This is a genomic window from Paracoccus fontiphilus, assembly GCF_017356265.1.
GTDB classification, from domain to species: domain Bacteria; phylum Pseudomonadota; class Alphaproteobacteria; order Rhodobacterales; family Rhodobacteraceae; genus Paracoccus; species Paracoccus fontiphilus.
The window spans coordinates 20518-38184 of the sequence record NZ_JAFNAW010000001.1 but is presented as its reverse complement, the minus strand read 5'-3'; the positions used below and the strand labels follow the sequence as shown (position 1 = coordinate 38184).

The 17667-nt window shown below is 69.3% G+C and carries 16 protein-coding genes; 12 read left to right on the top strand and 4 right to left on the bottom strand.

The features are described 5' to 3' along the window. Window positions 1–10 precede the first annotated feature (10 nt). Genes J0F76_RS00185 through J0F76_RS00175 form a run of 3 tightly spaced genes read left to right on the top strand, consistent with a single transcriptional unit; the run spans window position 11 to window position 3823 of the window. A complete protein-coding gene (locus tag J0F76_RS00185; protein ID WP_207464346.1) occupies window positions 11–304 on the top strand; it encodes a sarcosine oxidase subunit delta in 294 nt (97 codons plus the stop codon). Beyond that, a complete protein-coding gene (locus J0F76_RS00180) occupies window positions 301–3282 on the top strand; it encodes a sarcosine oxidase subunit alpha (RefSeq protein ID WP_207464343.1) in 2982 nt (993 codons plus the stop codon). Before J0F76_RS00185 ends, J0F76_RS00180 begins: the two co-directional genes overlap by 4 nt. A gap of 10 nt (window positions 3283–3292) precedes the next feature. Next, window positions 3293–3823, top strand: a complete 531-nt coding sequence (locus tag J0F76_RS00175; protein WP_207464341.1) for a sarcosine oxidase subunit gamma — start codon at window positions 3293–3295, stop codon at window positions 3821–3823. Between the two features lie 81 nt (window positions 3824–3904). On the opposite strand, the gene J0F76_RS00170 is transcribed toward J0F76_RS00175, so the two are convergent. Together J0F76_RS00170 and J0F76_RS00165 are read right to left on the bottom strand one after the other, a co-directional pair. Further along, on the bottom strand, window positions 3905–4147 hold the full coding sequence (locus tag J0F76_RS00170) for a hypothetical protein (RefSeq protein ID WP_207464339.1): 243 nt from the start codon (window positions 4145–4147) through the stop codon (window positions 3905–3907). 74 nt (window positions 4148–4221) lie between these two features. After that, a complete protein-coding gene (locus J0F76_RS00165) occupies window positions 4222–5463 on the bottom strand; it encodes a S8 family peptidase (protein WP_207464337.1) in 1242 nt (413 codons plus the stop codon). 341 nt (window positions 5464–5804) lie between these two features. Between J0F76_RS00165 and J0F76_RS00160 the strand changes: the two genes are divergently transcribed. The 3 genes from J0F76_RS00160 to J0F76_RS00150 all read left to right on the top strand — a co-directional run bounded on the left by J0F76_RS00160 (window position 5805) and on the right by J0F76_RS00150 (window position 9721). Next, complete coding sequence (locus tag J0F76_RS00160; protein ID WP_207464335.1) at window positions 5805–7841, top strand: HAD-IIB family hydrolase; 2037 nt, start codon at window positions 5805–5807, stop codon at window positions 7839–7841. Window positions 7842–7972: 131 nt separating this feature from the next. After that, window positions 7973–8905, top strand: coding sequence for a DMT family transporter (locus tag J0F76_RS00155; protein ID WP_207464333.1), 933 nt, complete (start codon window positions 7973–7975; stop codon window positions 8903–8905). A gap of 84 nt (window positions 8906–8989) precedes the next feature. Then, on the top strand, window positions 8990–9721 hold the full coding sequence (locus tag J0F76_RS00150) for a peptidoglycan-binding domain-containing protein (RefSeq protein WP_207464330.1): 732 nt from the start codon (window positions 8990–8992) through the stop codon (window positions 9719–9721). 17 nt (window positions 9722–9738) lie between these two features. Here J0F76_RS00150 and J0F76_RS00145 read toward each other — a convergent pair whose 3' ends face one another. Together J0F76_RS00145 and J0F76_RS00140 are read right to left on the bottom strand one after the other, a co-directional pair. Continuing rightward, complete coding sequence (locus J0F76_RS00145) at window positions 9739–11136, bottom strand: sensor histidine kinase (protein ID WP_207464328.1); 1398 nt, start codon at window positions 11134–11136, stop codon at window positions 9739–9741. Continuing rightward, window positions 11136–11804: a response regulator transcription factor gene (locus J0F76_RS00140; protein WP_207464326.1), complete on the bottom strand. Its 669-nt coding sequence runs from the start codon at window positions 11802–11804 to the stop codon at window positions 11136–11138. The genes J0F76_RS00145 and J0F76_RS00140 overlap by 1 nt, the downstream gene beginning before the upstream one ends. 76 nt (window positions 11805–11880) lie before the next feature. On the opposite strand from J0F76_RS00140, the gene J0F76_RS00135 reads away from it, so the two are divergent. From J0F76_RS00135 to J0F76_RS00115, 6 genes are all read left to right on the top strand, one after another. Further along, window positions 11881–12957, top strand: coding sequence for an ABC transporter substrate-binding protein (locus tag J0F76_RS00135; protein ID WP_207464325.1), 1077 nt, complete (start codon window positions 11881–11883; stop codon window positions 12955–12957). Window positions 12958–13022: 65 nt separating this feature from the next. Then, complete coding sequence (locus J0F76_RS21235; protein WP_341351539.1) at window positions 13023–13385, top strand: UxaA family hydrolase; 363 nt, start codon at window positions 13023–13025, stop codon at window positions 13383–13385. 32 nt (window positions 13386–13417) lie between these two features. Next, window positions 13418–14548, top strand: a complete 1131-nt coding sequence (locus J0F76_RS00130; protein ID WP_341351538.1) for a UxaA family hydrolase — start codon at window positions 13418–13420, stop codon at window positions 14546–14548. A gap of 144 nt (window positions 14549–14692) precedes the next feature. Then, window positions 14693–15637, top strand: coding sequence for a tripartite tricarboxylate transporter substrate binding protein (locus J0F76_RS00125; RefSeq protein WP_207464323.1), 945 nt, complete (start codon window positions 14693–14695; stop codon window positions 15635–15637). Beyond that, window positions 15634–16140 carry a tripartite tricarboxylate transporter TctB family protein gene (locus tag J0F76_RS00120; protein ID WP_207464320.1) on the top strand — a complete coding sequence of 169 codons (507 nt, stop codon included), beginning with the start codon at window positions 15634–15636 and terminating at the stop codon, window positions 16138–16140. The genes J0F76_RS00125 and J0F76_RS00120 overlap by 4 nt, the downstream gene beginning before the upstream one ends. Next, window positions 16137–17654, top strand: a complete 1518-nt coding sequence (locus J0F76_RS00115; RefSeq protein ID WP_207464318.1) for a tripartite tricarboxylate transporter permease — start codon at window positions 16137–16139, stop codon at window positions 17652–17654. The genes J0F76_RS00120 and J0F76_RS00115 overlap by 4 nt, the downstream gene beginning before the upstream one ends. Window positions 17655–17667 lie beyond the last annotated feature (13 nt).

Sequence of the window (17667 nt, the reverse complement as noted above, 5' to 3'; positions counted from 1 at the left end):
GGAACCCGCCATGCTGCTGATCCACTGCCCTTATTGCGAAGACACCCTGCCCGAGCTGGAATTCACCTATGCGGGCGAGGCGCATATCGCCCGTCCCGCCGATCCCTCGGCCCTGTCGGACGACGAATGGCGCGACTTCCTGTTCATCCGCACCAACGCGCGCGGGCCGCATTACGAACGCTGGCGCCACATCGGCTGCGGGCGCTTCTTCAACGCCCTGCGCGACACGGTCAGCGACCGTTTCCTGACGACCTACAAGGCGGGCGAAGCCCGTCGTCCCTTGACCAATGAGGCCGCAGAATGAGCCGCTATCGCATCTCGGGCAAGGGCCGCGTCGATCACTCCGCGCCCGTGTCGTTCACCTTCGACGGCAAGACCTATCGCGGGCTGCGCGGCGACACGGTCGCGTCGGCGCTGCTGGCCAACGGCGTCCACCTGATGGGCCGGTCCTTCAAGTACCACCGCCCGCGCGGCGCGGTGTCCGCCGGTTCCGAGGAGCCGAACGCGCTGATCGGCACCTCGCGCGGCAAGGGGCAATTTGAACCCAATACCCGCGCCACTGTCCAGGAACTGCGCGACGGCCTGGTCACGGAAAGCCAGAACAAGTGGCCACACCTGTCCTTCGACATCGGCGCGGTGAACGACCGGGCCTACATGCTGTTCTCGGCCGGCTTCTACTACAAGACCTTCATGTGGCCGAAGTCCTTCTGGGACAAGATCTATGAACCCGTGATCCGCGGCGCGGCGGGCCTGGGCAAGTCGCCGACCGAGGTCGATCCCGACAGATACGCCAGCCGCTACCTGCACACCGACGTGCTGGTGATCGGCGCGGGCGCGGCAGGGATTGCCGCGGCGCTGTCGGCGGCGCAGTCGGGCGCCGACGTCACGCTGGTCGATGAGAACGCCGAAATGGGCGGATCGCTGCTGTCCGACCCGGCCGTGCAGATCGACGGCAAGCCCGCCTGGGACTGGGTCGAGGCGCAACTGGCCCGCCTGCGCGCCGCCGGTGTGCGGCTGATGACGCGGACCACGGCGATCGGATATTACCACCAGAACATGGTGGGCCTGTGCCAGCGTCTGACCGATCACCTGGACAACCCGCCCGCCAACGCCCCGCGCGAACGCATGTGGCGGGTGCGCGCCGAACAGGTCGTGCTGGCCCAGGGCGCGCTGGAAAAGCCGCTGGTCTTCGACGGCAACGACCGTCCCGGCGTGATGCTGGCGGGCGCCGCGCAGACCTATCTGCACAAGTACGGCGTCAAGGTCGGCGACACCCCCGCCGTCGTGACCAGCCATGACAGCGCGTATTTCGCCGCTTTCGACCTGGCCGACAGCGGCGCAAGGGTCGCGGCGATCATCGACACTCGCGACGCCGTGCGTCCCGATCTGCTGGAAGGCGCCCGCAAGCGCGGCATCCAGGTCCTGTCCGGCCACACCGTCACCACCACCAAGGGCCGCCTGCGCGTGAAGTCCGTCCGCGCCAACCCCGTGCGCGGCACCCATGTCGGCGCGGGCCGCGACATCGCCTGCGACTGCCTGCTGATGTCGGGCGGCTGGACGCCCTCGCTGCATCTGTTCTCGCACACGAAAGGCTCGCTGGGCTGGGACGCTGGCAGCAACACCTTCCTGCCCGACCGCAAGACCGAAGCCTGCGAGATCGCGGGCGCCGGGCGCGGGCTCTGGGGCTACGAGGCCGTTCTGGCGGACGGCGCGGCGGCGGGCCTGCGGGCGCTTGAAGGGCTGAACCGCGCAGGGCATTCCGCCGCCTTCACGGTTGCCAACGACCGTCCCGGCACCGGGGTCACGCACACCGAATTGCCGACCGACGGCAATCCGGGCAAGGCCAAGGCCTTCATCGACTTCCAGAACGACGTGACCGCCAAGGACATCCGGTTGGCCGTGCGCGAAGGGATGCGGTCGATCGAGCATGTGAAGCGCTATACCACCAACGGCATGGCCACCGACCAGGGCAAGATGTCGAACATCAACGGATTGATGATCGCCGCCGACGCGTTGGGCAAGCAGCCGCCGCAGGTGGGCCTGACCACCTTCCGCCCGCCCTACACGCCGACCAGCTTCGGCGCCTTCTGCGGCTATCTGCGCGGCGACACGTTCCAGCTGACCCGCAAGACGCCCATCGACCCTTGGGCCGAGGCGAACGGCGCGGTCTTCGAACCCGTCGCCCAATGGCGCCGCGCCTGGTATTTCCCCAAGGCGGGCGAGGACATGCACGCGGCCGTCTTGCGCGAATGCAAGGCCACCCGCGCCTCGCTGGGCATCTTCGACGCCTCGACCCTGGGCAAGATCGAGGTTGCGGGCCCCGATGCGGTCGAATTCATGAACCGCATGTACACGAACCCCTGGACCAAGCTGCAACCGGGCCGCTGCCGCTATGGCCTGCTGCTGGGCGAGGACGGCTTCATCCGCGACGACGGCGTGATCGGGCGGCTGTCGCCTGACCTGTTCCACGTCACCACCACAACCGGCGGCGCGGCGCGCGTGCTGACGATGATGGAGGACTACCTCCAGACCGAATGGCCGGACCTAGACGTGTGGCTGACCTCGACCACCGAGCAATGGGCGACGGTCGCGCTGAACGGGCCGAACGCGCTGAAGATGCTGAAGCCGCTGGTTGAGGGCGTGGACTGGGACGACTTCCCGCACATGTCCTGCGCGGAATGCACCGTGGCGGGCCTGCCCGCGCGCCTGTTCCGCCTGTCCTTCACCGGCGAGGTCGGCTTCGAAGTCAACGTCCCCGCCCGCCACGGCCTGACCCTGTGGACTGCGCTGATGGAGGCCGGAAAGCCCTACGACATCTGCCCCTACGGCACGGAAACCATGCACGTCCTGCGCGCCGAGAAGGGCTACATCATCGTGGGCCAGGACACCGACGGCACCGTCACCCCGCAGGACGCGGGACTGGACTGGGCCATCGGCAAGGCCAAGAAGGACTTCGTGGGCAAGCGTTCCTTGTCGCGTCCCGACATCGTCGCCAAGGGCCGCAAGCAACTGGTGGGCCTGCTGACCGAGGACGGCAGCCTGCTGCAGGAAGGCGCGCAGATCGTGCTGGACCCGAACCAGCCGAAACCCATGAAGATGGTGGGCCACGTCACCTCGTCCTATCAGTCCACCATGGGCCACCCCATTGCCATGGCGGTGATCGAAGGGGGCTTCGACAAGATGGGCGAGACGGTGTTCATCCCCATGCCCGACGGCGTGCGCAAGGCCAGGATCACCTCGACCGTGTTCTACGACCCCGACAACGCGCGGCTGAAGGCGTAAGGAGACAGTGATGACCAACCAGAAGCATCAGTTCGACGCCTCGCCCGTCGTGGTCGAGGACCTGGCCCCCGCCCTGCGCCTGTCGCTGCGCGTGAAGCCCGCGCATCGCGAAACGCTGGGCCGGGCGCTTGGGCTGGACCTGCCGACCCGCGTGGGCAGCCGCGCCGCGGCGAATGGTGCCGAGGCGCTGTGCCTCGGCCCCGACGAATGGCTGATCGTGGCGCCCGAGGGCACGGACCTGGCGTCCCCGGCCCGCGCCGCCTATGCGGACGCGCCGCACAGCCTGGTGGACATCAGCGACCGCGAGATCACCCTGCGCCTGTCCGGACCTGCCGTTCTGGACCTGCTGGCGGCCTGCTGCCCGCGCAACATCGCGGCCATGCCCGTGGGCGCTGCCGCGCGCACCGTCTTTGACAGCGCGACCGTGATCCTGTGGCGCGACGGCCCGACCGACTTCCGCATGGACGTGTGGCGCAGCTTCGCCCCGCATGTCCGGTCCCTGCTGACCCAGGTCCGGACGGAAATCGCGGCGGGGCTGTAGAAGTCCCGCCGGAACAGGATCGGACCCGGCGGCATCGCGTCCCCGCGCGGAACGGCGGCGACAGTCGCCGCCGCCGGCCGCCTATTGCGGGATCTTGGGGTTCATCGGCGGGTGGCGGATGACGCCTTCGGGGCGAACCTCCATCACGCCTTCGATGCTTTCAAGCTTGCCGCGATCCGTGTCGCTGCCGGTCGCCTGGATCGCCCCGGCCCCCTTCACGACACGGTTCACGGTCAGCCCGTGATCGCTGACCAGTTTCGCGATGGCGTCCACGGCATCCACATGGGCCTCGTCCACGGTGATCATGTAGGTGACATCGGCCATCGGGGTTCTCCTGCTGACGCCGCCGCAGCCTGCGGGCGGCCATGCCCCAGCCTAGCAGTTCGGCCACGGCCCATCTAGGCGATCGGCGCCGCTTCATCGCCACCCGGCGCCTGGACCATGCCGGCACCGACATCCGAAGCGGGATGGGACATCGGCTGGGCGGACCGCACCAAGGCATCCCAAAGCGACTGGCCGCGAAGGCCGGGATCGGATTCGGCCCAAAGCGCCGCGATCCCCGCGACATGGGGACAGGCCATGCTGGTGCCGTTCAGCGTATCGTAAAGCCGCGGACGCGGGACCGACGAGAACACCGAAACGCCAGGCGCGGCAATGTTCACCTCGCCGCCATTCGTGTTGATCCCGCCGGACGAGAAGTTGGCGACATTGTCCGACGCGTCGACCGCCGCCACCGCCATGATCGAGGGAGAGTTCGCGGGCGCCCCCACCGGCGCGACAAAGCCGAATTCCCGCGTGCTGTCGTTGCCGGCGGCGGCGGCGATCAGCGCGCCGCGGTCAAGGGCCATCCTGCCCAGCCGCTCATAGGCGGCGCTTGGCTTCTCGCCGGTCTGGGTCGGGCGCCCCAGCGACATCGAGATGACCTGGCACCCCTGCTCGATCGCCCATTCCATGCCGGCCAGGATATCGGTCTCGGTGCCAACGCCCCGGTTGTTCAGCACCTTGCCCACGTAAATCTCGGCCTCGGTCGCGATGCCGTAGCGGGGCAGGTTGGCGCCGCCCCGGGGTCCGGCGGCTGTGCCGATGCAATGGGTGCCGTGGCCCTGCCCGTCCATCACGTCCTCGCCCGGGACGAAGCTTTGATGCACGATGGTGCGCCCCTGGAAGTCGGGATGGTCAAGATCGAAGCCGGTGTCCAGAACGGCGACCCGGATGCCCCGGCCGGTGAAGGGGCTGTTTTCCGCCCCGGTGCGCGCGACGCCCCAGGTGCGGAACAGGTCGTCGCTGGCCAGGACGCTGGGCGGCATGGCATACATGAAGAACTCGGGCCGCGCCTCGTTCACGCCTTCCTCTGCCCGGAAGGTCTGGGCGACCGCCGCGATGCCGGCATGTCCGGGCACGTGGATGGTGCCGATGCCCAGGCCGCGCATCAGGATGGGCTGCGGCAGATCCAGCGTGTCGATCCGGGCCACGTCGTCCGCGGCCAGGGCAAGTGCCTGCGCCCCGGCCCCCATGCTGCGCGATCCCTTTTCCAGAATGCGCAATTGCTCGTCCTCGGGAATGTCGCCGAAGACGATGATGACGTTTCCGGTGGGACGGGGCGCCTTGAGCCTGAGAAATGGAGAAGTCTCGTCTGTCATTTTGTGCAACCTTTGCTACTGAAAAATGGCCGGTTTTAATTAGCCGAAACACTGAAAAAAAAATGTCTTCGATTCCAGTTTTAATATTACCATAATATTTGGAATACATATATTCCATTTCAACTCCCCGTTTTGGGGATATGCGCCGGGGCCGGCCATCGGCATATTCGCCGCCGCATGTCCCGCGTTGCAGCCGTGTGGCCCCAAGCGACCCGCAACGCGGATCGGATCGCCTTGCCGCGGCCGCCTTTCCGGAACCCGGCGCGACGGCTCACGTTGGACTGTCGCAGCGAGGGGCAGGCCTTGATCCGCTGCGCACCGCCACACGAGACGAGGTTCCGATGTATGTGATGCACATCGCCCTTGGCGGCTGCATCGAGCAGCCTCCGATCAGCCATGACCCGGCCCCGCACGCCGAAGGTCGCATCGCCCATGTCCTGGGCGCGGCGGCGGCGCAGGCCCGCCTGCCCGGCGTGTCGCGCGTCGACATCCTGACCCGGCTCATCCGCGATCCCGCCCCGGGTCCCGGCCACGACGTCCCCCTCCAGCAGATCGGGCCCAAGCTTCGCATCCTGCGCCTGAAAGGCCCGACCGACGCCCGTCCCGAAAAGGAGGCGTCCGAGGCGGACCTGCCGGCGCTGGCAGAGGCGTTTCTCGACCTGCTGGCGCATCTGCCGCGCAAGCCCGACATCCTGCACTGCCACGGGGCCGATGCCGCGGAACTGGGTCTTGCGGCGCGGGCACGGTTTCATGTCCCGATGCTTTACACCCCCCATCTGCCGGGGACCGGGACGCAGGGCCGCGCCACGGGCGAGGCCAATGCCGCCATCGGGCGCGAACGTCGGGCGATCGCCGGCGCCGACGCCATCATCGCCGCCTCGCAGGACGAGGCGGAACGACAGGTGGCCGCCCTTGATCCCGACAGCGCGGGCCGGGTCTGGCGGATCAATCCGGGCATCAGCCTGCCCCTGTCATCAGGGGATGAGGCGGCGGCAAGGATGCTGGGATCCGGCCTGGACCGCCCCGGACTGCCGTTCCTTCTGGCGGTCGCCCGGCCGGGCGAAAGGCTGAACCTTGCCGGATTGATGCAGGCCTTCCTGTCGTCGGCCGACCTTCGGACAAGGGCTAACCTGGTCATCCTGTCCTGCGGCGACAAGGCCGGGCCGGACCGGCGGGGCGTCCTTGCGGAACTAGCCACCATGGCGAAGGCCGCGCCCGGCAAGGTGCTGCTGGCCCCCTGCCACGACGCGGCGCTGGTGCCGCAGTTCTACCGCCGGGCCGTCCTGCAGGGGGGCCTCCTCGTGAGCCCCGCCCTGCACGAGACATTCTGCCCCTCCCTGGTCGAGGCCGCGTGTTTCGGCCTGCCGGTCGCCGCGGCGCGGCATGGCGCCTCGGTCGATATCCTGGGCGCCATCGGCCACGGGCTGCCGGTCGATCCGCAGTCCCAAACCGGGATCGCCGCCGCCTGCCTGCGCCTGCTGGGCGATCCTGACGAATGGAAGCGCCGGTCGCAGAACGCGCTGGCGAACCACCAATGGTTCGACTGGGACGCCTGGGCAGAGCGGGTCTTCCTGGTCTGCCGCCGCCTGACGCGCAAGTCCGCCCCGCTGCGCCCCGGACCCTTGCCCCGGACGGTGCTGGCCTTCGACATCGACGGGACGCTGACCGGCTGCCCGAAGTCGGCACCGGCCTTCGCGCGATGGATCGCGGGCACCCGCGGCCGCCGCCAACATGCCATGATCGCCACCGGCCGGTCCCTTCCCGAGGCGCGGCGCATCCTGGCCGACTGGTCGATACCGGAACCGGCGGTGATGATCACCTCGGTCGGGTCCGAGATCTGGCGCACGAACCGGCGCGGCGCGCTGGCGCTTTGCCCCGACTACGCCGCATGGATCGGCCGGGACTGGCAGCCCGAGGCGATCCGCAGGCTGCTGTCTGGAATGGCCGTCGTCTGGCAGGCCCCCCACGATCAGCGCCGCTGGAAGATCAGCCTGTTCGGGTCCGAGGCCGACGCTTGGGCCATCCAGGACGCGCTGACCGACGCGCAGCTTGCCGCGCGGGTGATCCCCTCGCACGGGCGCTTCATCGACATCCTGCCGCAGCGGGCGGGCAAGGTCGGCGCCTTGTCGTTCGAGGCCCGCCGGCTGGGCCTGACGCTGGCGGATTGCGTGGCGGCGGGCGACAGCGGCAACGATGCCTGCATGTTGGCGGCGGCGGGCCGGGCCATCGTCGTGGGCAATGCCTGGGCCGAACTGCGGCTGGCGGACCGCCCCGGCCTTTACCGCGCCACCGCCGCCCACGCCGCCGGCGTCCTAGAGGGGCTGGCCCATTTCGGTCTGTCCGACGCCCGCCCGGCCGAGGTCGTGCCTGCAGAATGACCGTCAGTCTTGCGCCTTTCGCGCCAGCCTTGTGGCCTAGGCGCCATGAATTTTGCATGAACTGCAAGCGGCCCCTTGTGCCCCCCTGCGCCGCCGCCTAACGGTAAGCTGTCCGAAAGGCGGTCTGCCCCATGCCCCACCAGAACCCGATGCAGGGTATCCTGCTGAAATGCGCCAGCGTGGCCATCTTCACGGTCATGGCCGCCATGGTCAAGGCGACCTCGGAGACCGCCGCGGTTCCGGCGGGCCAGCAGGTGTTCTTCCGGTCGTTGTTCGCGATCCCCGTGATCCTGGTCTGGCTGGCCGTCCGGAGAGAGCTTGGCGTGGGCCTGCGCACCGTCCGTCCGCTGGGCCACTTCTACCGCGGCATCGTCGGCACCGCCGCCATGGCGCTCAACTTCTCGGCCCTTGCGCTGCTGTCCTTTCCCGAGGTGACGGCCATCGGCTATGCGGCCCCCCTGCTGGTGGTGATCTTCGCCGCGATGTTTCTGAACGAGGATGTGCGCCTGTTCCGCCTGTCCATGGTCGGCATCGGGCTGACGGGGGTGCTGATCGTCCTGTCGCCCCAGTTGCGGCTGGATGCCGATCCCGACCCCTACCGGATGCTGGGCGCGGTCGTGGCGCTTGGCGGGGCGGTGGGCGCGGCGCTGGCGCAGATCTTCGTGCGCAAGCTGGTGCAGGAGGAACGCACCTCGGCCATCGTGTTCTGGTTTTCCTTCACCTCGACGATTCTGGGGCTTCTGACGCTGCCCTTCGGCTGGGTCATGCCGGACGCGCAGACCGCCGTGCTTCTGGTCGGCAGCGGCATCCTGGGCGGGATCGCGCAAATCCTGCTGACCTCGGCCTATCGCCATGCCGACGCGTCCCTGGTGGCGCCGTTCGAATATGCCTCGATGCTGCTGGCCATCGCCATCGGCTGGTACGTCTTCGGCGAGGTGCCGACCCGCGTCGTCCTGATCGGGGCGACCCTGGTGATCGGGGCGGGCATCGCCATCATCTGGCGGGAACGCCAGCTTGGGCTGGAACGCAATCGCCAGCGCAAGGCCATGACCCCGCAGGGTTAAAGGCGCCGGAACCGAAAACACCTGCTCTGCGCTATAGCTACGGCGCCCCCGGGCGGGGCACGATTCCGAATGGGAGGCCATCAGATGGTCAGGACGATGCTTTCCGCGGCGCTTGTCGCCGCATCTTTGGCCGCGCCGGCACAGGCGCAGGATCTGGGCGACATCGTGGGCGGTGTCGCGCGCGAATACCTGTCGCAGGAACAGGACCGGGCCGCCTTCGAACAGGCGCAAAGCCGCAACACGCTGCGGGGCTATCAATCCTACCTGCAGCAGTTCCCGAACGGGCGCTATTCCGAACAGGCCCGCGACCAGATCGAGCGTCTGGGCGGCGGAACCACCGCCAACCGCAACGATCCCTACCAGGGCGGCACAAGCGGGCTGACGCGGCAGCAGCGCATCAACATCCAGCGGCAACTGAACGCGCTGGGCTACAGCACCAACGGCGCCGACGGTAACTTCGGCCCCGGCACGCGTCGCGCCGTGGCCCTGTGGCAGCGTGACCGCGGCTATTCGCAGACCGGATCGCTCAGCACCGCGCAGGCCAACGAGATCCTGCGCGGCACAGGCACGGCCAGCCGTACCTCGGGCAGCGCGGCGGGCGTCGGGGTCGCGGGCGCCGAGGACGACATCGGCCTCAGCCGGTCGCAGCGCGCGGCCATCCAGGCGGCGCTGACCCGGCGCGGCTATGACACCCGCGGGATCGACGGCTCCTTCGGACGGGGCACCCGGGGCGCGATCGCGTCCTGGCAGCAGGCCAACGGGATGCAGGCGACCGGCTACCTGACGGCCGCCCAGGCGGACAGCCTGCTGCGCTGACCGGCGATTACGACGGATCAGAGGCCCCCTGCCGCTTGCGGCGGGGGGCCCTTGTCGTCGCCGCAGGCCTGTGGCAGCCACAGTTCGGCCCTGAGGCCGCGCCCGCCGGACCCTTCCGACAGCGTCAGGCTGCCGCCGAACAGGGCGGCGATCTCGGCCACGATGGCCAGGCCAAGACCCAGCCCCTCGGCCTGACCGGCATTGCGGCTGAAGCGGGTGCCAAGCCGGGTGCGGGCCTCGGGCGGAATGCCGGGGCCGTCGTCGGTCACGCCAAGAACGGCATGACCGCCGTCCCGGCGCACGCCCACCGTGACAACGGCCCCGCGCCCGGCATAGGCCAGCGCGTTGTCGATCAGGTTTGCCAGCGCCTCGGCCAGCAGGACCGGCTCTGCCCTGACGCGGGCGGGCTCGCCCTCGAAGCCCAGGTCGATGCCGGCTTCGGCGGCGCGGGGGATCGCCTCGCCCGTCAGGTCGCGGGCAAGCCGGTCAAGATCGACCACCGAGGGCGCCCCCTGGCCCGGAGCGGCATCGACGCGCGCCAGCAGAAGCAGTTGCGCCAGAACCCGCTCGGCATGGGCAAGCGCCATGTCCCCCTTGGCAATGGCGGCCTGCATGGCCTGGGGCGTGTCAGCCCGCCCCGCTAAAGCCAGTTGCGTGCGCAGGACCGCCAGGGGCGTGCGCAACTGGTGGCTGGCATTGCCGGTGAAGTTCCGCAGCGCGTCAAGCGCGGTGCCAAGGCGGGCCATGAAGGAATTGACGGCCTCGACCAGTCCCTGCACCTCGTGGGGCACGGGTTCGCGGATCGGCGACAGGTCGCCGGGCGACCGGGTGGCGATCGCCTGGCCCAGGCGATGCAGCGGGCGAAGCGCCAGCGGAACCGAGATCCAGACGATCAGCGCGGCGCCCAGGATCATGCCCGACAGCCGCAGCGCGGACCGGATCAGGATCGACCGCGCCAGGTCCCGCCGCGCCAGCGTCGATTCCGCGACGGTGACGGCGAAGGGGATCGACTCGACGCCGGTGGACACCGTGCGCGCCAGGGTGATGACGCGCACCCGTTCGCCCGCATGGACGCTGTCCGCGAAGCCGCGCCCGTCCCGGTCGGTGGCGGCAGGCATCAGGTCGGGATAGCCGGTCAGGAAACCCAGCGGACCATCCACGCGATAGAACACTCGGTCCTGCGCGGTCGAGGTCAGCATCTCCAGCGCGGAATAGGGGATGTCCACCTGCAGGCCCCGATCCTCGTCCACGGTGACCCGTTCGGCGATGGCAAGCGCCGATCCGGCCAGAACCCTGTCGGACACGCGGGTCGCGGTTGTCACGGCCTCGCGCCAGGTGTCGGCCAGGGCCAGCAGGCCCAGCACAGCGGTTGCCGCCAGAAGCCAGCCCAGCAGCCGGCGCCGCAGCGATCCCATCAGGCCGACCTGTCGATGTAATAGCCGATGCCGCGCGCGGTGCGCAGGTGCACGTCATGGGGCGCCAGCCTGCGGCGCAGGCGGCTGGCATATTGCTCGATGGCGTTTTCGGACAGGCTGTCGTCCAGGCTGGTCAGCGACTGCACGATGGCGTCCTTGGTCACGACCTTGCCCGCGCGCATGAACAGCAGTTCCAGCAGCGCCAGTTCGCGGGCGGGCAGGTCCAGCGCCACGCCCCCGGCGGTGAAGCGCCGCGCGGCCAGGTCCAGCGTGACGTTGCCCACGGTCACGACCGCCGCGCGCAGCCCCGCCTGCCGCCGCAGCAGGGACCGGACGCGGGCCTCGAACTCTCCGATGTCGAAGGGCTTGACCATGTAGTCGTCGGCGCCCAGGTCCAGCCCGCGAACCCGGTCCTCGGGGGCGCCCCGCGCGGTCAGGATCAGCACCGCCGCCTGGTTGTTCCGCGCCCGCAACTGGCGCAGCACCGACAGCCCGTCCATCTGCGGCAGGTTCAGGTCCAGGATGATCAGGTCGAAGCGTTCGGCCGCAGCCAGCGCCTCGGCCGAGGCGCCGTCGGCCACCCGGTCCACGGCATGGCCCGCGCCCGCCAGCAGGGTCTGCAACGCCTCGGCAAGCTGTTCATTGTCCTCGACCAGCAAAAGCCGCATTGCCGTCCCCCTTGGCCGCAGGATAGCCGCGCGGAACGACGTTGTGAACCGGCGGCGGCGCTGCCATCATGGACCCATGATCCCGCGCCTGACGCTTGCCCTGGCCCTGCTTGTCCAGATCCTGCCTGCCGCACCGGGCCGGGCCGAGATGTTCGTGTATGACGCGCCATCGGGGGCGCCGGACCAGGTCCTGACGATCTATTCGTCGCTCGACAACCACCTGGCCGCCCCGCTGATCGCGGGCTTCCAGGGCCAGAACCCCGACATCGCCGTCCATTACGAGGAACTGCTGACCGGAGAGCTGAACGACCGCATCGTCGCGGAAACCGATGCGGGGAAGACCACGGCGGATTTCGCGTTCTCCTCGGCCATGGACTTGCAGATCAAGCTGGCCAATGACGGCTATGCCCGCGAAGCGATCACCCCCGACAGCCCCGGCTGGCCCCGCTGGGCGAACTGGCGCAACACCGCCTATGCCCTGACCTTCGAGCCCGCAGTGCTGGTGTATCACCGCCCGGCCTTTCGCGACCGCGCCCCGCCGTCGTCCCGGTTCGAGCTTGTGGACTGGCTGGCCCGCGGCGGCGCGGCGGTCCGGGGGCGCGTGGGTACCTATGACATCGAAGGGTCCGCCGTGGGCTACCTGTTCCTGGCCCGCGACCAGGAACATTTTCCCGACATCTGGTCGGTGATCCGCGCCATGGGCCGGGCGGGCGTGCGGCAGTTCCCGACCAGCCGGCAGATCCTCGACCGCGTGGCGGACGGGCGGCTGCTGATCGGCTACAACATCCTCGGCTCCTATGCCGCGGACTGGGCGCGCGACCACCCCGACGTGGGCATGGTGCTGCCGCGCGACTTCACGGTCGTCGTTTCTCGCGTGGGGCTGGTGCCGCGCGCCGCCGCCCGGCCGGACCTGGGCGCGCGCTTCCTGGGCTTCTTCATGTCCAGGGCGGGCCAGACGATCCTGGCCGAAAAGCTGCGCCTTCCGGCCGTCAGCCTCGAGGTGGCCGACGACAACAGCGCCCGGACCATGCAGGCGGCGCTTGGCGCGCAACTGCGTCCCGTCCCCGTCAGCCCCGGCCTGCTGGTCTATCTGGACCAGGCCAAGCGCGCCCGCCTGATCGAACGCTGGCGCCGCGCCATCCGGGGGGATTGACGCGCGCGGCCCGCGCCCCCTTAACTCGGCCTGTCCCGTGCATGGGGCACCGGGGGGAACCAGCCATGGACAAGCCGCAGATCCTGCGACTGAACGAAGCGGACAATGTCGTCATCGCGATCGCCGAGCTGCGCGAAGGAACGCCGGTCGAGGGCAGCGTCCGCGCCAGCCGCCGCATCCCGCGCGGCCACAAGATCGCCAGCCGGGCCATCCCCTCGGGCCAGCCGATCCGCAAGTTCGGCCAGATCATCGGCTTTGCCAGCACTGACATCGCCCCCGGCGACTGGGTCCACGAACAGAACGTTTCCATGGGCGGCGACTTCGAACGCGACTACGCCTTCTCCTCCGAGGCCGGGGCCCGGAAGGCCTGCGCCAAGGCGAGGTTCCGGCGCATTTCCAAGGGTTCCGCCGCCCCGACGGCCGCGTAGGCACGCGCAACTATATCGGCATCCTGTCGTCGGTGAACTGTTCGGCCACCGTGGTCGATTACATCGCCGACCAGGCGGTGCGGTCGGGGATGCTGGACGATCACCCGGACATCGACGGCATCGTGGCCCTGCCGCACGGGCAGGGCTGCGGCATGGCCTCCCAGGGCGAAAGCTTCGACCTGCTGGCGCGCACGCAATGGGGCTATGCCAGCCACCCCAACTTCGCCGCCGTGCTGCTGGTGGGCCTGGGCTGCGAGGTGTTCCAGATCGCGCGCCTGAAGGACACCTACGGCATCTGCGAAGGGGATCACTTCCAGTCGCTGACCATCCAGGACAGCGGCGGCACCCGCAGCACCATCGACGCGGGCGTGGCGCGCCTGCGCGACCTGCTGCCCGTCGCGGCGAGGGCTCGGCGCGAGCCGGTCCCCGCATCCGAACTGACGCTGGCGCTGCAATGCGGCGGGTCGGACGGCTATTCCAGCCTGACGGCCAATCCCGCCTTGGGCGTCGCCGCCGACACCCTGGTGCGCCAGGGCGGCACCGCGATCCTGTCCGAAACGCCCGAGATCTTCGGCGCCGAACACCTGCTGACCCGCCGCGCCGAGACGCCGGAAATCGGCCAGAAGATCGTCGATCTGATCGCCTGGTGGAAGGACTACACCACCCGCAACGGGGGCGAGATGAACAACAACCCCTCGCCCGGCAACAAGGCGGGCGGGCTGACGACGATTCTGGAAAAGTCGCTGGGCGCGGTCGCCAAGGGCGGCACGGCGACCCTGCGCGGCGTTTACCGATACGCCGAACGCATCGACCGCAAGGGCTTCGTCTACATGGACACGCCCGGCTATGACCCGGTGGCCGCGACCGGGCAGGTGGCGGGCGGGGCCAACGTGCTGTGCTTCACCACCGGGCGCGGATCGGCCTATGGCTGCAAGCCCGTCCCCTCGATCAAGCTGGCGACCAACACGCCCTTGTTCCAGCGGATGGAGGGCGACATGGACATCAACTGCGGCGACATCGTCGATGGCGTGTCGCTGGAGGAAAAGGGCGCCGAGATCTTCGACACCATCCTGGCCGTCGCATCGGGGCGAAAGACCAAGTCCGAGGACCTGGGCTATGGCCGCAACGAATTCGTGCCCTGGCAGATCGGCGCGGTGATGTAGCCCCCCGACTGCGGACTTGTCACGGGCGCCGTGGCTTTTTCTGGGCGCTCATGTCAGCTTGGTGACAGGTTCTTGGTGTTTTGTCGCCCCATCCGGGCTGGAGGGTCCGGCCCGCGCTATGCGCATTCGGGAGGAATGAAAGACATGAAGCACACCCTTTTCGCGGGTTTGATCGCGGCCGCCCTGGCGGTTCCGGCCTATGCCGAGGATTACACCATCATCGCCCCGGCGGCGCCCGGCGGCGGCTGGGACCAGACCGCCCGCACCATGCAGGAAGCCCTGCAGGCCGAAGGCATCTCGGACACCGTGCAGGTCCAGAACGTGCCGGGCGCGGGCGGCACCGTGGGCCTGGCGCAGTTCGTGGCCTCGGGTCAGGGCAAGGCCGACCAGCTGATCGTGGGCGGCTATGTGATGGTCGGCGCGATCCTGACCAACGCCAGCCCCGTGTCGCTGGCCGACGTGACGCCCATCGCCCGCCTGACCGGCGAGTATGAGGCCATCGTGGTTCCCGCCGCGTCCGAGATCAAGGACATCAACGGCCTGATCGAGGCGCTGAAGGCCGATCCCGGCGCGGTCAGCTGGGCCGGCGGCTCGGCGGGCGGCGCGGACCACATCGCCGTCGGCCTGATCGCCAAGGCGGCGGGCGTCGATCCCACCAAGATCAACTACATTGCCTATTCCGGCGGCGGCGAGGCCCTGGCCGCGATCCTGGGCAGCCAGGTGACGGCGGGTATTTCCTCGCTGGGAGAGTTCAAGGCACAGGCCGACGCGGGCACGCTGCGCATCCTTGCCGTGTCGTCGGACGAACGGATCGAGGGTGTGGACGCGCCGACCCTGAAGGAAGCGGGGCTTGACGTGTCGATGCAGAACTGGCGCATGGTCGCCGCCGCGCCGGACATCACCGACGAGCAGAAGGCCGCCATCGCCGCCGATATCGAGAAGATGGCGCAGTCCAAGACCTGGCAGGACGCGCTGGCCACCAAGGGATGGGCCGACACCTATCTGGCGGGCGCGGACTTCCAGGCACAGCTGGACAAGGACATCGCCGCCATCGAGACGATCCTCAAGGACATCGGTCTGGTGAAATGAGCGGGTCCACCCCCGGAACGCGTCGCCCCGATGGGGCGACGCTTGTCGTCGCCGTCATCCTCGCCGTCCTCGCCGTCGTGATCTGGACGGACGCCGCGCGCCTGCCGCAGGCGGGCGGCTATGCCGGCGTGGGTCCCGCCGACGTGCCGCGCTGGATCGCGGTGGGCCTGGCGGGCCTGTCGCTGTGGTCGGCCATCGAGGCCTTCCGGTCCGGCAAGTCCGAACGCGAGCCGCAGAACGCCGGCCCCGTCCTGTGGATCGTGGGCGGGCTGGCGGCGCAACTGGCGCTGCTGACGACGGTGGGCTTTTCCATCGCCACGGGATTGCTGTTCGCCGCGACGGCGCGGGCCTTCGGCAAGCGCAACCTGTTGCTGACCGTGCCGGTGGGGATCGCCTTCGCCCTGGCCGTCTATCTGATCTTCGCCGGGCTTCTGAAGCTCAGCCTGCCCGCCGGTCCGCTTGAAGGGCTGGTCTGGGGCCTGTTCCGGGGGACGCCTGGGTGAACACATTCGATTTCCTGCTGCAGGGCCTGTCGGTCGCGCTTGACCCGATGATCCTGCTTTACGCGCTGATCGGCGTGACGCTGGGCACCGCCGTGGGCGTGCTGCCGGGCATCGGCCCGGCGCTGACGGTGGCCCTGCTGCTGCCTGTGACCTATGGCCTCGACCCCGCCGGGTCGCTGATCATGTTCGCGGGCATCTACTACGGCGGGATGTATGGGGGGTCCACGACCTCGATCCTGCTGAACACGCCGGGCGAAAGCGCGTCCATCGTGACCGCGCTGGAAGGCAACAAGATGGCGCGGGCGGGGCGCGGCGGGCCCGCGCTGGCCACTGCCGCCATCGGGTCCTTCATCGCGGGCCTTGCCGCCACGGTCCTGCTGGCCTTTGTCGCGCCGACTGTGGTGAAGCTGGCCCTGGTCTTCGGCCCGCGCGACTATTTCGCGCTGATGGTGCTGGCCTTTGTCACCGTGTCCTCGGCCTTCGGGGAAAGCGCGCGCAAGGGCCTGATCTCGCTCTTCATCGGCCTGGCGCTGGCGCTGGTGGGCATCGACCAGCTGACCGGGCAGGCCCGGCTGGCCTACGGCGTGCCGCAGTTGCTCGACGGGATCGAGGTCACGACGCTGGCTGTCGCCATGTTCGCCGTGGGCGAGGCGCTGTTCGTCGCGGGCCAGCGGAACGCCGTCGATGACGAGGTGATCGCCGTCAAGGGATCGGTCTGGATGACGGCGCGCGATTGGGCGCGCTCCTGGAAGCCCTGGCTGCGCGGCACGATCATCGGCTTTCCCATCGGCGCCATGCCCGCCGGGGGCGCGGACATCGCCACCTTCCTGTCCTATGCGACGGAAAAGAAGATGTCGAAGCACCCCGAGGAATTCGGCAACGGCGCCATCGAGGGCGTGGCGGGCCCCGAGGCCGCCAACAACGCCTCGGCCGCAGGCACCTTGGTGCCGCTGCTGACCTTGGGGCTGCCCACCACGGCCACGGCGGCAATCATGCTGGCGGGCTTCCAGCAGTTCGGGCTGCAACCAGGGCCGCTGCTGTTTGCCACCAACCCGCAACTGGTCTGGGGCCTGATCGCGTCCCTGCTGATCGCGAACTTCATGCTGCTGGTGCTGAACCTGCCCTTGATCGGGCTGTGGGTGCGGCTGCTGACCATCCCGCGCCCCTGGCTTTACGCGGGCATCCTGGTCTTCGCCACGCTGGGCACCATCGGCGCGAACCCCTCGCCCGTGGAACTGTCGATGCTCTTGATCTTCGGCGTCATGGGCTACGGGATGCGGCTTTACGGCTATCCGATCGCGCCCGTCGTGGTGGGCCTGATCCTGGGGCCGATGGCCGAACAGCAGTTGCGCCGTGCCTTGTCGATCAGCCAGGGCGACCTGACGACGCTGGTCGGATCGCCGGTCTCGGCCACGCTGCTGGCCTTGTCGGCCATCGCGCTGATCGTGCCCCTGATCCTGCGGGCGCGCGGCAAGGGCGCGGTGCTGAACCAGCTCGCCTCGGACGAGGACTGAAGGAAAGGCCCCG

What these genes read in the sequence shown, in the direction of transcription:
- J0F76_RS00185 (WP_207464346.1), top strand. Translation starts at nt 11, where the DNA reads ATGCTGCTGATCCACTGCCCTTATTGCGAAGACACCCTGCCCGAGCTG.
- J0F76_RS00180 (WP_207464343.1), top strand. Translation starts at nt 301, where the DNA reads ATGAGCCGCTATCGCATCTCGGGCAAGGGCCGCGTCGATCACTCCGCG.
- J0F76_RS00175 (WP_207464341.1), top strand. Translation starts at nt 3,293, where the DNA reads ATGACCAACCAGAAGCATCAGTTCGACGCCTCGCCCGTCGTGGTCGAG.
- J0F76_RS00170 (WP_207464339.1), bottom strand. Translation starts at nt 4,147, where the DNA reads ATGGCCGATGTCACCTACATGATCACCGTGGACGAGGCCCATGTGGAT.
- J0F76_RS00165 (WP_207464337.1), bottom strand. Translation starts at nt 5,463, where the DNA reads ATGACAGACGAGACTTCTCCATTTCTCAGGCTCAAGGCGCCCCGTCCC.
- J0F76_RS00160 (WP_207464335.1), top strand. Translation starts at nt 5,805, where the DNA reads ATGTATGTGATGCACATCGCCCTTGGCGGCTGCATCGAGCAGCCTCCG.
- J0F76_RS00155 (WP_207464333.1), top strand. Translation starts at nt 7,973, where the DNA reads ATGCCCCACCAGAACCCGATGCAGGGTATCCTGCTGAAATGCGCCAGC.
- J0F76_RS00150 (WP_207464330.1), top strand. Translation starts at nt 8,990, where the DNA reads ATGGTCAGGACGATGCTTTCCGCGGCGCTTGTCGCCGCATCTTTGGCC.
- J0F76_RS00145 (WP_207464328.1), bottom strand. Translation starts at nt 11,136, where the DNA reads ATGGGATCGCTGCGGCGCCGGCTGCTGGGCTGGCTTCTGGCGGCAACC.
- J0F76_RS00140 (WP_207464326.1), bottom strand. Translation starts at nt 11,804, where the DNA reads ATGCGGCTTTTGCTGGTCGAGGACAATGAACAGCTTGCCGAGGCGTTG.
- J0F76_RS00135 (WP_207464325.1), top strand. Translation starts at nt 11,881, where the DNA reads ATGATCCCGCGCCTGACGCTTGCCCTGGCCCTGCTTGTCCAGATCCTG.
- J0F76_RS21235 (WP_341351539.1), top strand. Translation starts at nt 13,023, where the DNA reads ATGGACAAGCCGCAGATCCTGCGACTGAACGAAGCGGACAATGTCGTC.
- J0F76_RS00125 (WP_207464323.1), top strand. Translation starts at nt 14,693, where the DNA reads ATGAAGCACACCCTTTTCGCGGGTTTGATCGCGGCCGCCCTGGCGGTT.
- J0F76_RS00120 (WP_207464320.1), top strand. Translation starts at nt 15,634, where the DNA reads ATGAGCGGGTCCACCCCCGGAACGCGTCGCCCCGATGGGGCGACGCTT.